The following is a 14,294-nucleotide window of genomic DNA, read 5'->3' on the forward strand; positions in this document are numbered from 1 at the left end:
AGCACTGCAGCGACATTAACTGCCCAAGCACAAATTTGCAGCCGTCCGGCTTTGCGGCTGCTGCCTTTAACCCTGGCGGTGTGCCTGGCTTTGTCACCGTTAAGCACGGTTGCTGCAGCAGCAAACGCACAAACCGACACAGAACAGGCTGAATCGTCTGTTGAGACAATCCGCGTTAACGGCAAAAGACTGCAGCAAAGCACGCCCGGCCGTATGCCGCTGACAGCGCGGGAAATTCCGCAATCGATCAGTGAAGTGTCTGCCGAATTGATGGCTGCCGCTAATATGGTTGATATCAATGATGTAATGATGAACGTGCCCGGCGTAAACGTTACCTTGTATGACACCCAGCGCCCGCTGTACTTTGCCCGCGGCTTTCAAATCACTGATTTTCAGGTTGACGATATTCCCACCTACAGCGGCAATACGAATCAGGAATATGACACCGCCCTGTACCAGCGGGTTGAAGTGATCCGCGGTGCCAATGGTTTATTCTCCGGCGTGGGCTCGCCCTCGGCCACAGTAAATTTGCTACGTAAACGGCCGGGTAAAGAGGTTGCCGCTTCGCTGTCGGCCAGTATCGGCTCCTGGCAAATGCGCCGCGCGGTAGCCGACCTTAGCACACCATTAAATAACGATGCCTCTGTGCGCAGCCGCCTGGTATTAGCCGGCTTGGATACCGACAGTTTTCGCGACCGCTACCGGGAGAAAAAGCTGGCAGGGTTGTTTATTACCGAAGCCGATTTAACCGACAACACCACGCTAACCGTTGGCGTGCAGGGCCAGGACAACAAGCCTGAAGGTACTATCTGGGGCACAGTACCCATTTTTGCCGCCGACGGCAGCGAGGCCAACCTGCCGGTATCTACCAGCTATGCACCGGATTGGACCCACTGGCAGCGCAATACTTATACGCTGTTCAGCGACATCAGCCATGAATTTGCTGATAACTGGCGCCTCAAAGCGGCCGTTAACCAAACTAAAGGCGAAGTGTCCAGCCTGCGGGTGTATGCCACCGGTTTCCCCGACCGCACCGATGGCAGTGGCTTAACTTTGCTGGCCGGCGTAGGTGCCGGTGAAGATACCCGTACCAGTTTTGATCTGTACTTAACCGGTAGCTATATGCTGCTGGGCCGTGAACACGATCTCATCGCCGGTGCCTCAGCGTCAGAGCTGGAAGCCGAAACTTCTCTGTTCAGCTCCGTATCTGACTGGTCTTACGCGGTACCGGATGCATGGAACTATGACGGCAGCGCACCAATGCCAGAGTACAGCAAAACCGGCGCTTACCGCCTGGCCACCACCAAACAGCGCGGCTTTTACCTGGCCAACCGGGCCAGACTAAGCGATGAGTTGTCACTGATCGCCGGCGCCCGCCTCAGCAACTGGGAAACCGCAACTAACAGCTTTGACACCGGCGGCCAATATACCGCTACCTCCGGCGCTTATAAGGTTAGCAATGAGGTAACCCCTTATGTCGGCTTAGTGTGGCAGCTGTCGCAGCAACATAGCCTGTATGTCAGCTACACCGATATTTTCAGCCCGCAAAATTACAAAGATAAAGACAACAACTTACTGGCACCGGTATTGGGGGAAAACCTCGAGCTGGGCATTAAAAGCAGCGTGTTTGACGACCAGTTGTTAGTTAACGCTGCGCTGTTTAAAACCCGTCAGGACAACTACGCCGTGCGTGACCTGAGCCAGCCGGAAAACAGCTTGCCGGATGGCAGCTCGGCCTACCGCGCAGTTAACGGCACCGAAAGCCGCGGCTTTGAGATCAGCGCCAGCGGGCATATATTCGCCGGCTGGTTGCTCAATGCCGGTTACACTTATGTTGATACCAAACGCCATGCCAACGACAGAATTTGGACCAACCTGCCGAAACATTCAGCCCAGCTGTCAACGCATTATCAGTTCAGCGGCGAGCTGGCAAAGTTGATGCTGGGTGGTGGCTTTAACTGGCAGGGTAAAACAGTGGGTTATGGCGTAAGCCATCCAACAGAAACTGCCGGTGTTACCTATACGCAAGATGCTTATGTGCTGGCTAATCTGTTCGCCAGTTGGCAGTTTAACGACAAACTCAGCAGCACCTTGAGCGTTACCAACCTGTTTGACAAGGTGTACTGGGCCAACATCGATTACGCCAACTACGGCAAGCCACGTCAACTGACATTGAGTCTGCGTTACCAGTATTAAAATACTCCCCTGTGCGGGCAACTGCTGTTGCCCGCCTCTATTTTCGCAACAACAGCCGCCGGTAATATACGCCGCAGCGGTTCGCTGACACCGCCTTTAACCCTTAATTCTTCCACGTTTTAACAATAAGATACATTCCCCCGTTACCACTTCAGCCATAATGCCGGCTGGTTCGCGTCTGCTTTTCGCCGTAGACTGACAACATCCTGACCACCGGAGCTGTTAAAACGATGCTTAAATTTTACGCCTTATTATTTTGCCTGGTTGCCGCTTATCCGTTGCAGGCCAAACAACAGCTGCGCTGGTGTGTGTGGGAGTTTCCTGGTAATGTCGACTTTAATAATAAGGCGAAACAAGCACAGGGCGTCTCGGTTGATTTTATGCAGGAAATAGCGCGCCGCGCTGGGTTTGAGCTGTTGATCAGCAAAGCCACGCCACCGGTGCGCTGCCTGAAAGAGTTAGCCGACGGCAGCAGCGACCTGGTGGTCAGCATCCTAAAAACCGGTGATGGCCGGGCAGGCATTGACTATATCCGTTATGGTGCCCGCCAGCCGGATCGGCTTTATTTATCGGCATCTGATAACCGCACTCTGCAGCAGGTTACCGAATTGTCGACCATGACGCTGGCGGCAATACGCAATTATGGTTTTCATCCCAAAGTGAAGAAAATTGTCGACGCCATGCCGCCGGCACAACTGATCCGGGTTAACTCCATCTACTCCGCGCTTGAGGTGGTTGCCAAACAACGGGTAACAGCAGCGCTGCTGCCGCCCACTCAGGTTGCGGCCGTGCTGCAACAATACCCCGAACTGGCCGGCAAAATTAAAGAGCTCAGTTTTCCGCTCAATATTGTTGAGCCACAGCCGGTGTATATCGGTTTAGCCAAAAGCTGCCAGTGCCCGCAGATCTCGCAAGCTATACAGCAAAGCCTTGCCGCAATGACCAAAGATGGCACGATAAAACGCATCCTCGGCGACAGAGTCATCGAGTTTACCGATTAACTTCATCGTTTTAATTCACATCAATCAATCAGCTTCTTACTATAATATTTTGGCGGTTGTTTAGTTCAGCGCCGGATGCCTCACAGTATCAGCACTGTAAATAATAACAAAACGTTAACCAAAAGGAAGCTGACAATGATTAGACAAACTTTTAAAACCAGAGCGCTGGCCGGCATGATAAGCATGTTGCTGGTATCCGGTGCGGCCTTTGCCAGTGACAAAACCATGACTAAGCCAGCCGGTGCCTCAGGCCAGGGTAGTGCTCAGCAAGGTGCAGTAAGAACCAACCAGTTCTGGTGGCCACAGCAACTTGACTTGTCAGTGCTGCGTGATCACGATGTACGCTCCAACCCCTACGGTGCCGGCTTTAACTACGCTGAAGCCTTTAACAAACTGGATTTAGACAGCGTAAAGCAAGACATCAACGCGCTGTTAACCCAGTCGCAAGATTGGTGGCCGGCCGATTTTGGCAACTATGGTCCGTTCTTTATCCGCATGACCTGGCATAGTGCCGGTACCTATCGCACCCTCGACGGCCGTGGCGGCGCCGGTGGTGGCCAGCAACGTTTTGAGCCGCTAAACAGCTGGCCGGACAACGGTAACCTGGATAAAGCCCGGCGTTTGCTGTGGCCGGTTAAGCAGAAATATGGCGAAGCCTTATCCTGGTCAGATCTTATCGTACTGGCCGGTAACGTCGCGCTGGAAAATATGGGCTTTAAAACCTTTGGCTTTGCCGGTGGCCGTGCCGATGACTGGGAACCGGATATGGTGTACTGGGGGCCGGAAGTGGAAATGCTGGCCAGCGACCGTGAAGAAAAAGACGGTAAGCTACAACGTCCGCTGGGCGCTACCCACATGGGGCTGATTTACGTTAACCCGGAAGGGCCAAAAGGCGTGCCGGACCCAATTGGCTCCGCTAAAAATATCCGTGTCGCCTTTGAGCGCATGGCAATGAACGATGAAGAAACTCTGGCCTTAATCGCCGGCGGCCATACCTTTGGTAAAATGCACGGAGCCCGTAAACCGGCAGAATGTCTGGAGGCAGAACCTGCTGCAGCCGGGGTGGAACAGCAAGGTTTTGGCTGGAAAAACAACTGCGGTAAAGGCCATTCAGAAGACACTACCACCAGTGGTTTAGAAGGTGCCTGGACCCAGACGCCAACACGCTGGACATCACTGTACTTAAGTAACCTGCTTAACTTTGACTGGAAACAAACCCGCAGCCCGGCCGGCGCTATTCAGTGGGTGCCCACTGATGAGTCACTGCATAAACTGGTACCGGATGCGCATATCAAAGGTAAATTTAACCCGCCGGTTATGACCACCGCGGATCTGGCGCTGAAGTTTGACCCGGAGTATCGCAAAATTGCCGAGCGCTTTTTAGCGGATCCGGAAGAGTACCGTTTAGCCTTTGCTAAAGCCTGGTATAAGCTGACGCACCGCGATATGGGGCCACCACGTAACTTCTTAGGTAAAGAAGTACCAAAAGAGGCGCTGATCTGGCAAGACCCTATTGATGAGAAAAGCCAATCCAGCATTAAAGCCAATGATGTTAAAGCACTGAAAGCCAGTATTTTAAAATCCGGTTTAACCGTGCCTGAATTGGTCCGTGTTGCCTGGGGCTCGGCAGCCAGCTATCGCCATTCGGATATGCGCGGTGGTGCTAACGGTGCGCGCATTGCGTTAGCCCCGCAAAAAGATTGGGCGGTAAATAACCCGGCAGAAACGGCCAAAGTATTAAAGGCCTTAACCGCCATTCAGCAAGATTTTAATACCAGCCGCAAAAAAGTGTCACTGGCTGATTTAATCGTGTTAGGTGGTGCGGCAGCAATAGAAAAAGCCGCTAAAGATGCCGGTTACACGATCACTGTGCCTTTTACGCCGGGCCGTGGTGATGCCAGCCAGGAGATGACTGATGTTAATGCCTTTAGCCTGCTCGAACTTACTGCAGATGGCTTCAGAAATTACTTCAACAGTACTGACAGCTATAAATCGCCGACTGAAATGCTGGTAGATAAAGCTGATCAACTAAACCTGACAGTGCCGGAAATGACAGTACTGGTGGGAGGCTTACGTGTACTGGACGCTAACTATCAGGGCGCGAAACACGGCGTATTCACCGCCAAGCCGGGCACGCTGAATAACGATTTCTTCGTCAACCTGCTGGATATGTCCACGGTGTGGAAAAAGTCTGCCACCGACGGCATCTACGAAGGCTTTGAGCGTAAATCGGGCGACAAAAAGTGGACAGCCACTTCTGTTGATCTGATCTTCGGTTCAAACTCAGAGCTGCGCGCCGTAGCCGAGGTGTACGCCTTTGATACGTCAAAGCAGAAGTTTGTTGATGACTTTGTTAAAGCCTGGACTAAGGTAATGAACCTGGACCGCTAAACAGTTGCAGTAAGCTAAACTGCTGAAACGCAAAAGCGCTGCTCCCGATAAGGAGCAGCGCTTTTTTTAACACGGCCTATGTTTTGCTGCGCCCCGGCTTAGCCTTAGGTTTATTAGCTTTAGGCCTGGCCTTGTTTGAGCTTTCCAGCTCAATCACGGTTTCGCTCGCTTTGTTGGAGCGCCCGGTGAGTACCTTACGCGAGATACTTTTTAAAAGTGAACCACGGTTACTCACTTCAAAGCCAGGCTTAACAATACGCGCAATAGTGCTACCCATCAGCTTTTGAATGCGCTCTAAGCTTTGCTCTTCTTCACGGCTGACAAAAGAAATAGCGGTACCTGCCGCCCCTGCCCGGCCGGTGCGGCCGATACGGTGCACGTAATCTTCCGGTAAATAAGGCAGGTGAAAGTTCACCACATAATCCAGGCCCTGAATATCCAAACCACGGGCGGCTACTTCAGTAGCAATTAACACCTGCAGCTTAGCCGATTTAAAATCGGCGATAGCACGGCGGCGCGCGCCCTGGCTTTTATCGCCATGGCACACTGCGGCATCAATTTTACGCTGTTGCAGGCCGGCTAACAGTTGGTCTGCCTGCTCTTTAGTGCTGGTAAATACCAATACCTGAAACCAGTTATTTTCTGCCAGCAGCTGTTCAAACAATTCAATCTTGCGGCCCTCTTCTACCGGATACACCACATGGTTTACCGTATCGGCCGCACTGTTAGTTTTAGCCACACGGATTTGCTGATGGTTGTGCAAAATTTTATGCGACAGCTCATTTACCGCAGGAGAGGTGGTGGCAGAGAACAGCAAGGTTTGCCGTTTCGCTGCTGTCATTTGCAGCAACTTCAGCACATCAGTGCTAAAGCCCATATCTAACATGCGGTCGGCTTCATCCAGCACCACAAATTCCACATCGCTTAGTATCACGTTGCCCAACGCCAGGTGCTCTAACAAACGGCCCGGGGTGCTGATCACCATATCAACGCCGGCGTTAAGTTTATTCGCCTGGCCACCCATTTTAACGCCACCGTATAATGCCGTAACACTTAATGGCAAAAACTGCGCGTAGCTACTTATCGCATTGGCTAACTGCTCGGCTAATTCGCGGGTTGGTGTCAGGATCAACGCCCGCGGCCGGCGCGCTTCTGTGGCTTTGGGGGCATCCAGCATGCGTTGCAGCAGCGGAATAGCAAAGGCGGCGGTTTTACCGGTACCGGTTTGTGCCGTTACTTGTAAATCCTTGCCGCGGCGCGCCGGCACAATGGCCTGAGCCTGTACCGGTGTCATCTCGCTGTAACCGCACTCAACCAGCGCGCGCAGTAAGTCCGGCGCTAAATCTAACGATGAAAATTGCATAAAAGTTCCTCTGTAGCACAGCCACAGTCAAAAATAAGGGGAAAGCTGGTGATAAAAATCAGTCTGCGGCTTCGTCATGCAAACGCGGCTTATGCTGGCAAGCCCTGGCCAGAATTTCCACATAGAACTCCGACAGCTCTTGGGCTACAGCAGCATCAATATGTTTATTAATGTCAGAGGTAAAGGTTTTTTCGGCCACCTCAGCTGAAGCACCAAAGCGGCAATCAAAGGTCCAGTAGTCCGTGCCCTCAGGCAGCGCTTTACGGCGCTCTCTGGCCAGGTACTTTTTAATCTCGTGTTTAATGGCGTCTGTCAAACGGGCCGTATTCAGCTTAGAGTGAGTTAAAGCGAATGTTTTTTTCATCAAAATTCCTACAGGTGTGCACTCAAAAGCTGAACGCGCTTATAAACCGCGCATTGTACATGGATAAAGCAAAGATAACTGCCACTATCTGCTGTTTGGCAGCAAAATCTATGCAGTAAGCAACAACAGAAAAAAATTACACTAAACAGCGTTATTGGGCTAATGCTCTTTGGTACAACACCGCATCCACATCGCCCAGGGCATCGCGATGCAAAAAGCGTTTTACAAACTGCATACCCAGTTTGCGCATTACACCAATAGAACCGGCATTATCCGGCATGGCGATGGCAGATAAAAATTGTACCCGGCGATTATTTGCCAGCACCGCATCTGCCACTGCACTTGCCGCTTCACTGGCATAACCCCGGCCCCAATATTCGCGTTTAAACCGCCAGCCAATTTCCAGCTCATCGGTACTTGGCGTTTGGCTGTTAAACCCCATTGGCCGTATTAATACCCAGCCCAGATAAGCATTGTCATCACTGCGCCGCACCTGCCAGATACCATAACCCAATGCCGGGTTACGGTACTGCAGCATCCGGGGCACAAACACCTCAACTATAGTTTGCATGCTGGTTAATTTGCCACCGTTCAGATAGCGCATTACCTCTGCATCCTGATCCACTTCAAACAACAGCTGCGCGTCCTGCTCAGACAGCAGCGCAAAATTAAGTCTTGCTGTAGCACTGATTGGTAACATTAGGCTTCCTGTGTGATCTGAGTTAATTGCATATAACACGCCTGCTCGCCATGATAACCGGCCAGCGCACTTATCGCGCTATCCGATAGTTGGTTAACCACAGCAAAACCATGGCGCTGCCAATACGGCACCGAACCCTGCACCGCCACCAGCGCCAGTTTGCTCAGTCCAAGGCTTAGCGCATATTGCTTTGCTGTTGCCAGTAAGTTACTTGCCAGGCCCAGGCCGCGGGCGCCGGGGCTTACTGCCATATCATGCAGATACAGCAGCTCCGGCGTGGCACTTAGCGAAAAAGCCGATGCCAACGGCGTAACATAGCCGTTTATGGACGGATAACTGAATAAATACGCCAATAACCGGCCATCAGCTTTTTCAGCCAGCCAGCAACTGCCGGCAGCTGAGGTTAAGCGCTGCTGTAGCAATGCCGGGCTTTCATACAGCGCATCGCTGTAGCAGCAGTCTTGCAACGCCACCACTGCCGGTATATCTGCCGGCGTCATTAACCTGATACCTATCGTCATATACTGCAAAACCTATCAAACACTACCGGTCGTTTCCACTTTACGGTAGAGATGTCATTTAACTGTCCGGAGCCAGACAATAAACAACTCACCATAGAAAATAAAGCCTGCTTTGCCATGCTTTGGCTTTTTTGCCGGCTGAAAAGGTGCCAGTATAGATATAACTAAAGTATGGACAGACTTAACCAAAGGAGCCCCACTATGCGCGCTGTTTACTGTGTATTACTGCTGCTGATGCTGGCAGCTTGTGACAAAAATGAAGTGGGCGACGTATCACTCGGCGTGTTTACCACCAAGGATATTAAGCTCGATGCCATTGTCGACCCGGTGGTAACAGGCGTTACCTGCCATGTATCCAGTATCGAAGCCAACCTGAACCTATCCGACCCGTCTGACAGCTCTATCGCCTGTCGCCAGACCGGCCCCATCACTGCCGATATGATTGCCAAAATAGATAAGAGTAAAAACGGTGAGGTGCTGTTTACCAAATCAAAAAGCATCTTCTTTAAAAGTATGAAAATCCGCCGTATTCTCGACGTGGAAAACCAAACCCTGATGTATCTGTCCTACTCCACCAAAGAAACCTCCGGCAGCTTTAAGCACAGCTTATCTACCGTGCCACTGTGGGGAACGGAGGCCTATAACGCAGCGAAAGCGCAATAGCATCAGGCCGCGCCGGGGTTAGCGTAACCCGGCTACTGTGGTGCTTGTCGCGGGCAAGCTGTTATTTGCCATCAAAGCTGGTCTTTTTGCTCTACCCAAAGCAACAGCGCATCCAAAGCCGGGCATAACGCCTGCCCCCAAGCTGTCAGCCGGTATTCTACTTTGGGTGGCACCTGCGGATAAACCTCGCGGCTTATAATGCCGTCAGCTTCAAGCTTTCTTAATTGCTGAGCCAGCATCTTTTGCGAGATGCCCGGGATCAGTTTTTCAAAATCAGAATAGCGCTGCACTTTGCCGTCGAACAAATGATACAAAATGATCAGCTTCCAGCTTCCCTCCAGCAATTTAATTGCTTCGAGCGTATCAGCCGCTGCAGTAGAGGGCGTATAAATCTTTCTCATAAGTGCGTTACTTACTTTTTTGTGCGTTCTTGATTGTTGCTCAGTCTAAGCAGAAACTTCCTGCCAGACAACAATGCAGCAGGAGACATCATAATGACCATTCAATTAGCTGATCCCATTAAAAACTACTTTGAAATCAGTAACGGTACAGACCCTGCAGGGCTGAAAGACTGCTTCAGCGCCGACGCGCTGGTATTAGATGAAGGCGGCAGCTATCAGGGGCAGGCAGCTATAGCGGCCTGGTTTTCCGACACCAGGCAGAAGTATGCCTTTAGCGCCAAACCCCTTAGTGCAACCACGCAGCAACAGCATGAAATCGTCATTGCAGAAGTTAGCGGCAATTTCCCCGGCAGCCCCATTAAGCTTAGTTATACCTTTTTGCTGCAAGACGGCAAAATTCAATCGCTGCAGATTGCTTAATACGTTATTGACGGAGGCGCCGTGCCGACAGCATAACATAAAGCACGCAGCCGCCAGGCTGGTGGCCCCGGTAGCCCCCGACAGCTCATTTTCTGTTGCGCGGTATTAAAGTTTTCCCGGTTGCCGCCGACAAAAAACTAACAATTTTTTAAACTGCCTGCTTTTTATGAAAATTAATACTCTGCAGCCACAGCTTGCAAGCTTAAAGCTCAACCAGCCAACAAAAACGGAAGCCGATACAACCGCTACAACTGGCAAAAAAAACACTATGTCAGGTGTTTATGTCAGCTTGTCAGAACTGGGCAAAACCAACGCAAAACAAGCAGAGCAAAATAAAGATATTGATGACAGCAACCTGCCGGATACTATTAAGCAGATATTAAAAAACATTCGCGATCTTAAGCAGCAAATTGCCGATAAGCAGGCCGAAATAGATAAAGCTTCGCAAGAGGGACTGCAATCAGAACAACAGCGAGAAAAACTGAAGCTATTGCAAACTGAGCTGGGCATGCTGAACAGCGCCCTGGCCGGCGCCCAACAAAGCCTGAATAAAGCTCTGCAGCAGCAAGATCTAAGTGATGAACAGATACAAACTGCCCTGTCGCTGATGCTCTAACATGTACTGGCTCAGACTTGCCCCTGCAGCAGCTTAAAACACAGCTTATCTACCGTGCTGCTTCGGTGGATTTGTTGGTATCGGGTCCGTTTATTCTACCGGCAAGCAACAGTAAAGCTTCCGGGAAGAAGCAACGGTATCGATGATTTTGTTACAACCGCAATAAATCCACCAGCAAACCCAAATGGTAATGCATTTGCATTACCATTATTCTGCCACTAGAATAACCACTATAGCCAACGTGAACCTGTGGAGACCATCATGCTTGCACAAATGGCTTTGGAAGCAGAATCAACACTGACCGACCGTTTTCAGACAACAGTACCGGGCCCGGTGCGCCAAGCGTTGCAACTGGGCAAAAAAGACAAGATTAAATATGTTATCCAATCTGATGGCAGTGTGCTTATGCAGCGCGCTGACACGGTTGCAGCTGATCCGGTTCTTGAGCAGTTTCTATCATTTCTGGCGCTTGATATGCAGCAGCATCCGGAAAAACTACAGCCACTAACCGGCAGTATGCAGCAGAGCGTGGCAGCGCTGGTTGCAGATGTTGATATTGATTTGAATGAACAGCTATCAGCTGAGGACGAATAAACTTGTCTGATCAAGTCCCGATGGTAGTTAACGGCTGGACGCTATATACCCATCCTCTTTTTGCACAGCAGTACCAGGCACTGAAAGACAAGGTAGAGGCGTTAAAAGCCAAAGATCCACAAGGCTACCGCAAGAAAAATGACACTAAGCGCTTGGCAGCCATTTATAAGCTGGCCTTTGACATTATTCCGCAAGACCCAACGCTGGCAGATTACCGCCAGGGCAAGACATTAGGCGACAACAATAAGCATTGGTTTCGGGCCAAATTTTTTCAGCAATACCGGTTATTTTTCAGATACCACCTTGGAGCAAAAATTATCGTTTATGCCTGGGTGAATGATGAAGATAATAAGCGGGCATTTGCCAGTAAAACCGATGCTTACAAAGTGTTCGCAAAGATTCTTAAGTCGGGTAATCCGCCGGATGATTGGCAGGCTCTGCTAAAAGCAGCCAGAGGCGCGAAACTCCCGCTTTAGAAAACTCCCCGCCGATGTATCAGCCCCACTTCCACCAAAGAAACCTGCGGCAGCTTTTAGCACAGTTTGATTAGCTCTCAGGGGCAGGTCTTGTTTCTGATGTTTTTTAAGTGGCAAGAATCAAGACCCCGCAAACTCAAACATACGAAACTGGCCTAACTCAATCACTACTAGTTGGATTTTTTGATTTAGGTTCTAGCGTAATTTCTACCGCATCTTTCTTTAACGAGTTAAAAAGATATAGATGCCTTATTGCTGTATCATCTAACCAACTGATTTCTGCGCTAACTTGCAGAACATGTTGAGTGGGCTGTTGATGTGAGAGTTTTGCACCGTATACGACTCCCTTACTAGTAAAAACTAGATGGTTTTTATTATTGAAGCTCAAGATTGCAAAGTCAGCTCGTCTGGCGTCTTGCTCAATTTCAATAGATCTTGATTTCAATGACCCCTCTCCATTAAGCCAAATAGCATAGAAAGTGACTCCTTTTTTGATACATCTCTGTAATAGCGGTTCAATTTTTTCTATACCAGCTTGATAAGAATCAAAATCTTTGAAAATCAAAATACGTTCTATGTTTTTTCCTAGCGTAAGCCAGTTTTCAAGGTGTTCATCGACATCAACATGTTCAACAAGTGATTCTAGATATTCTGAATACAACACTCCCTTTACATGAAACTCTGATTGATACTTGCCCAATGCTTGGTATACACCTATGGCATCGTTAGTCACTGCATAACCCGGTTTCATTTCCTCTAAATACAAACGAGAATTTGCAGTTAAAGATGTAAGATCAAGCACTGCTGACGAAATTTTACCTCTATCCGATAAAGCATATCGAGCTTCTCTTATTTCTTCTGTAAGACGCCGATAAACTATCGGTAAACTCTTATCAAATTCGACGACAAACTCACCAGTAGACTTAGTGCGCATAAGGTGCTTGATTGCTTTGTTTGCTTCAGTTGCCGACTCATTAAGAAAAACCTTTGATAGCGCGTCTTTCAATACATTGGTCGGTTTAAACTCAGATGAACCAAGAGAAAACCAACATGCGAGGATATTTTGCAAGCTGATTCCCCACAATGGAAAACGAACATATCCCAACATGCCAACAAATTTTACATAAAGAATTACTTTGAGATGCCAAAGTTCATAAACTTCTTTGTAGTTTGGTGCCGGTATTTCAGACGCTCTGTAGTTTTTATCAGGGAAAAGTCTCGATACATTACGAAAAATAGTCAAAATACCTAAAGTTGGCATTATGTATTGTTTTTTGCAAGGTGGAGGATCATCTTTCACGTCTTCGTTTTCAAGCATCAATTTCCATTGAAAACTATATTTTCGCGTAAATATTAAAAAAAAAACTAATATCGGAAAATACAACATACCGCTATAGAGCGCAGAGAATGTGCAATTAGATTTTTTGTTTTGGAACAAGATTTTGCTAAACGGTAAATGACAAAAGTAGGCTTCATTAGCTGTAGGCAACACTTTCACGATTTTACTCTCATTTTCTCTCGTTTTTGCGTTAGAAACTGATGATTGCAGCCACTTCAAATTAAACGAGTAATCCAAACCAACATACAAAGTCTCATTTTGCTCGACTACTTTGGGGGTTCCCTTAGACGACTCACTTGATTCGTCTATTGTTAGGTATACAAGCTCAGTCATACATACAAGTGTGCGAATTGAGTAACCATCACCTTGCAGTGTTGAAGAATATGGTTGACTGACAATACATTTAATGTCGCTATCCATTGAGTCTACTTTATTATTGCTTTGACTCGCATGCTGGCCGAAATAAGTATTACTATCATACGCCGCTTTCCAAGGCCTAGAGTCCAAAGCAACGTTTTCTTCTTTAAATGAAGCTTCATGCACTGGAGAAGCTACATAGGTTTGTATGAGTCCAACTGATGGCCTATCAACTGTGACCCACCAATCATCAAGGACAATGTGATTTTCCGAATTTGCTATTTCTGCAAGAGGGTTAATCGTTTTGTAAAGCTCGGTTAGTATGTTGCAATGCAGTCCTATTAATATCAGTTTGTTATCTTTGACATATCTCCATTCAAGTATTGGATTGACTACAGAATATTTTGTAGCGGCGTTCTCTAGGTCTGCTCCTCTTGGGATTCCATTGATGTAAAGAGCTATATCTTTGCAAGCTTGTTCTGTTCGCTGCGATTCGGGAATCTTTGGAGAATTCGAAGCAGCAGAGTTGTTTCGATTGACAATATTAGTATGAATATTGTGTATTGCTTGAACTACTGGTTTCGACTGTTCTCTAAAAAACGACTGTGTCTCGTCATTTAATTCTCCCCCTAGAAAAAGAGATTTTTTGAGATAGGCTTTTTCGACCTTATCCAAAACAACATCAATATCATCTTCTAGATCCACGCCAGACTGGAAAGAATGGTAGGTATCAAATAGAAAGACAAAAGAGAAGTAACTCAAACCAAATGCCACAAGAAGAGGTAATGTGAACTTTAGAGCTTCCCCGACTTTTACTGGAATGGGGATTCCTTCTCTTCGTATTAGTAATCTCATCGACCGATTATCTCCAATTGAGGATCACAGTGTTTCT

The 14,294-nt window shown here is 48.6% G+C and carries 14 protein-coding genes; 8 read left to right on the top strand and 6 right to left on the bottom strand.

Annotated elements, in window-relative coordinates; all coding sequences use genetic code 11:
• The first annotated feature begins 51 nt into the window (after positions 1–51).
• From Q8O77_RS03175 to katG, 3 genes are all read left to right on the top strand, one after another.
• Positions 52–2,196, top strand: a complete 2,145-nt coding sequence (locus Q8O77_RS03175; RefSeq protein ID WP_305551422.1) for a TonB-dependent siderophore receptor — start codon at positions 52–54, stop codon at positions 2,194–2,196.
• 230 nt (positions 2,197–2,426) lie between these two features.
• Complete coding sequence (locus Q8O77_RS03180; RefSeq protein WP_305551423.1) at positions 2,427–3,197, top strand: ABC transporter substrate-binding protein; 771 nt, start codon at positions 2,427–2,429, stop codon at positions 3,195–3,197.
• Between the two features lie 135 nt (positions 3,198–3,332).
• Positions 3,333–5,588 carry a catalase/peroxidase HPI gene (gene katG, locus Q8O77_RS03185; protein ID WP_305551424.1) on the top strand — a complete coding sequence of 752 codons (2,256 nt, stop codon included), beginning with the start codon at positions 3,333–3,335 and terminating at the stop codon, positions 5,586–5,588.
• 76 nt (positions 5,589–5,664) lie between these two features.
• Here the strand turns inward: katG and Q8O77_RS03190 are convergent, their stop codons facing one another.
• The 4 genes from Q8O77_RS03190 to Q8O77_RS03205 form a co-directional block, all read right to left on the bottom strand.
• Positions 5,665–6,951 carry a DEAD/DEAH box helicase gene (locus tag Q8O77_RS03190; RefSeq protein ID WP_305551425.1) on the bottom strand — a complete coding sequence of 429 codons (1,287 nt, stop codon included), beginning with the start codon at positions 6,949–6,951 and terminating at the stop codon, positions 5,665–5,667.
• A 58-nt stretch (positions 6,952–7,009) separates the two neighbouring features.
• A complete protein-coding gene (locus Q8O77_RS03195) occupies positions 7,010–7,315 on the bottom strand; it encodes a DUF6172 family protein (RefSeq protein WP_305551426.1) in 306 nt (101 codons plus the stop codon).
• A 151-nt stretch (positions 7,316–7,466) separates the two neighbouring features.
• Positions 7,467–8,015 (bottom strand): GNAT family N-acetyltransferase, encoded by a 549-nt coding sequence (locus Q8O77_RS03200; protein ID WP_305551427.1) that lies wholly within the window; start codon positions 8,013–8,015, stop codon positions 7,467–7,469.
• Positions 8,015–8,536 carry a GNAT family N-acetyltransferase gene (locus Q8O77_RS03205; RefSeq protein ID WP_305551428.1) on the bottom strand — a complete coding sequence of 174 codons (522 nt, stop codon included), beginning with the start codon at positions 8,534–8,536 and terminating at the stop codon, positions 8,015–8,017. The genes Q8O77_RS03200 and Q8O77_RS03205 overlap by 1 nt, the downstream gene beginning before the upstream one ends.
• 201 nt (positions 8,537–8,737) lie before the next feature.
• Between Q8O77_RS03205 and Q8O77_RS03210 the strand changes: the two genes are divergently transcribed.
• Entirely contained in the window at positions 8,738–9,199 is a 462-nt protein-coding gene (locus Q8O77_RS03210) for a CreA family protein (RefSeq protein ID WP_305551429.1), read from the top strand.
• A 71-nt stretch (positions 9,200–9,270) separates the two neighbouring features.
• Here Q8O77_RS03210 and Q8O77_RS03215 read toward each other — a convergent pair whose 3' ends face one another.
• Positions 9,271–9,600 (bottom strand): helix-turn-helix domain-containing protein, encoded by a 330-nt coding sequence (locus tag Q8O77_RS03215; protein ID WP_305551430.1) that lies wholly within the window; start codon positions 9,598–9,600, stop codon positions 9,271–9,273.
• Positions 9,601–9,693: 93 nt separating this feature from the next.
• Between Q8O77_RS03215 and Q8O77_RS03220 the strand changes: the two genes are divergently transcribed.
• The 4 genes from Q8O77_RS03220 (at position 9,694) to Q8O77_RS03235 (ending at position 11,706) form a co-directional block, all read left to right on the top strand.
• Entirely contained in the window at positions 9,694–10,020 is a 327-nt protein-coding gene (locus tag Q8O77_RS03220; RefSeq protein WP_305551431.1) for a nuclear transport factor 2 family protein, read from the top strand.
• Between the two features lie 268 nt (positions 10,021–10,288).
• Positions 10,289–10,636, top strand: coding sequence for a hypothetical protein (locus Q8O77_RS03225; protein ID WP_305551432.1), 348 nt, complete (start codon positions 10,289–10,291; stop codon positions 10,634–10,636).
• Positions 10,637–10,897: 261 nt separating this feature from the next.
• The gene (locus Q8O77_RS03230; RefSeq protein ID WP_305551433.1) at positions 10,898–11,230 is read left to right on the top strand and encodes a type II toxin-antitoxin system PrlF family antitoxin; all 333 of its coding nucleotides are present in this window, start codon (positions 10,898–10,900) and stop codon (positions 11,228–11,230) included.
• Positions 11,231–11,232: 2 nt separating this feature from the next.
• A complete protein-coding gene (locus tag Q8O77_RS03235) occupies positions 11,233–11,706 on the top strand; it encodes a type II toxin-antitoxin system YhaV family toxin (RefSeq protein WP_305551434.1) in 474 nt (157 codons plus the stop codon).
• A gap of 160 nt (positions 11,707–11,866) precedes the next feature.
• On the opposite strand, the gene Q8O77_RS03240 is transcribed toward Q8O77_RS03235, so the two are convergent.
• A complete protein-coding gene (locus tag Q8O77_RS03240) occupies positions 11,867–14,257 on the bottom strand; it encodes a hypothetical protein (protein ID WP_305551435.1) in 2,391 nt (796 codons plus the stop codon).
• Positions 14,258–14,294 lie beyond the last annotated feature (37 nt).

The sequence above is a fragment of the Rheinheimera sp. genome, assembly GCF_030690345.1.
In the GTDB taxonomy this organism is placed as follows: domain Bacteria; phylum Pseudomonadota; class Gammaproteobacteria; order Enterobacterales; family Alteromonadaceae; genus Alishewanella.

Bases quoted from the DNA above. Each gene is read 5' to 3' on its own strand.
- Q8O77_RS03180 (WP_305551423.1), top strand. From the start codon at position 2,427: ATGCTTAAATTTTACGCCTTATTATTTTGCCTGGTTGCCGCTTATCCG.
- katG (WP_305551424.1), top strand. From the start codon at position 3,333: ATGATTAGACAAACTTTTAAAACCAGAGCGCTGGCCGGCATGATAAGC.
- Q8O77_RS03190 (WP_305551425.1), bottom strand. From the start codon at position 6,951: ATGCAATTTTCATCGTTAGATTTAGCGCCGGACTTACTGCGCGCGCTG.
- Q8O77_RS03195 (WP_305551426.1), bottom strand. From the start codon at position 7,315: ATGAAAAAAACATTCGCTTTAACTCACTCTAAGCTGAATACGGCCCGT.
- Q8O77_RS03200 (WP_305551427.1), bottom strand. From the start codon at position 8,015: ATGTTACCAATCAGTGCTACAGCAAGACTTAATTTTGCGCTGCTGTCT.
- Q8O77_RS03205 (WP_305551428.1), bottom strand. From the start codon at position 8,536: ATGACGATAGGTATCAGGTTAATGACGCCGGCAGATATACCGGCAGTG.
- Q8O77_RS03210 (WP_305551429.1), top strand. From the start codon at position 8,738: ATGCGCGCTGTTTACTGTGTATTACTGCTGCTGATGCTGGCAGCTTGT.
- Q8O77_RS03215 (WP_305551430.1), bottom strand. From the start codon at position 9,600: ATGAGAAAGATTTATACGCCCTCTACTGCAGCGGCTGATACGCTCGAA.
- Q8O77_RS03220 (WP_305551431.1), top strand. From the start codon at position 9,694: ATGACCATTCAATTAGCTGATCCCATTAAAAACTACTTTGAAATCAGT.
- Q8O77_RS03225 (WP_305551432.1), top strand. From the start codon at position 10,289: ATGTCAGGTGTTTATGTCAGCTTGTCAGAACTGGGCAAAACCAACGCA.
- Q8O77_RS03230 (WP_305551433.1), top strand. From the start codon at position 10,898: ATGCTTGCACAAATGGCTTTGGAAGCAGAATCAACACTGACCGACCGT.
- Q8O77_RS03240 (WP_305551435.1), bottom strand. From the start codon at position 14,257: ATGAGATTACTAATACGAAGAGAAGGAATCCCCATTCCAGTAAAAGTC.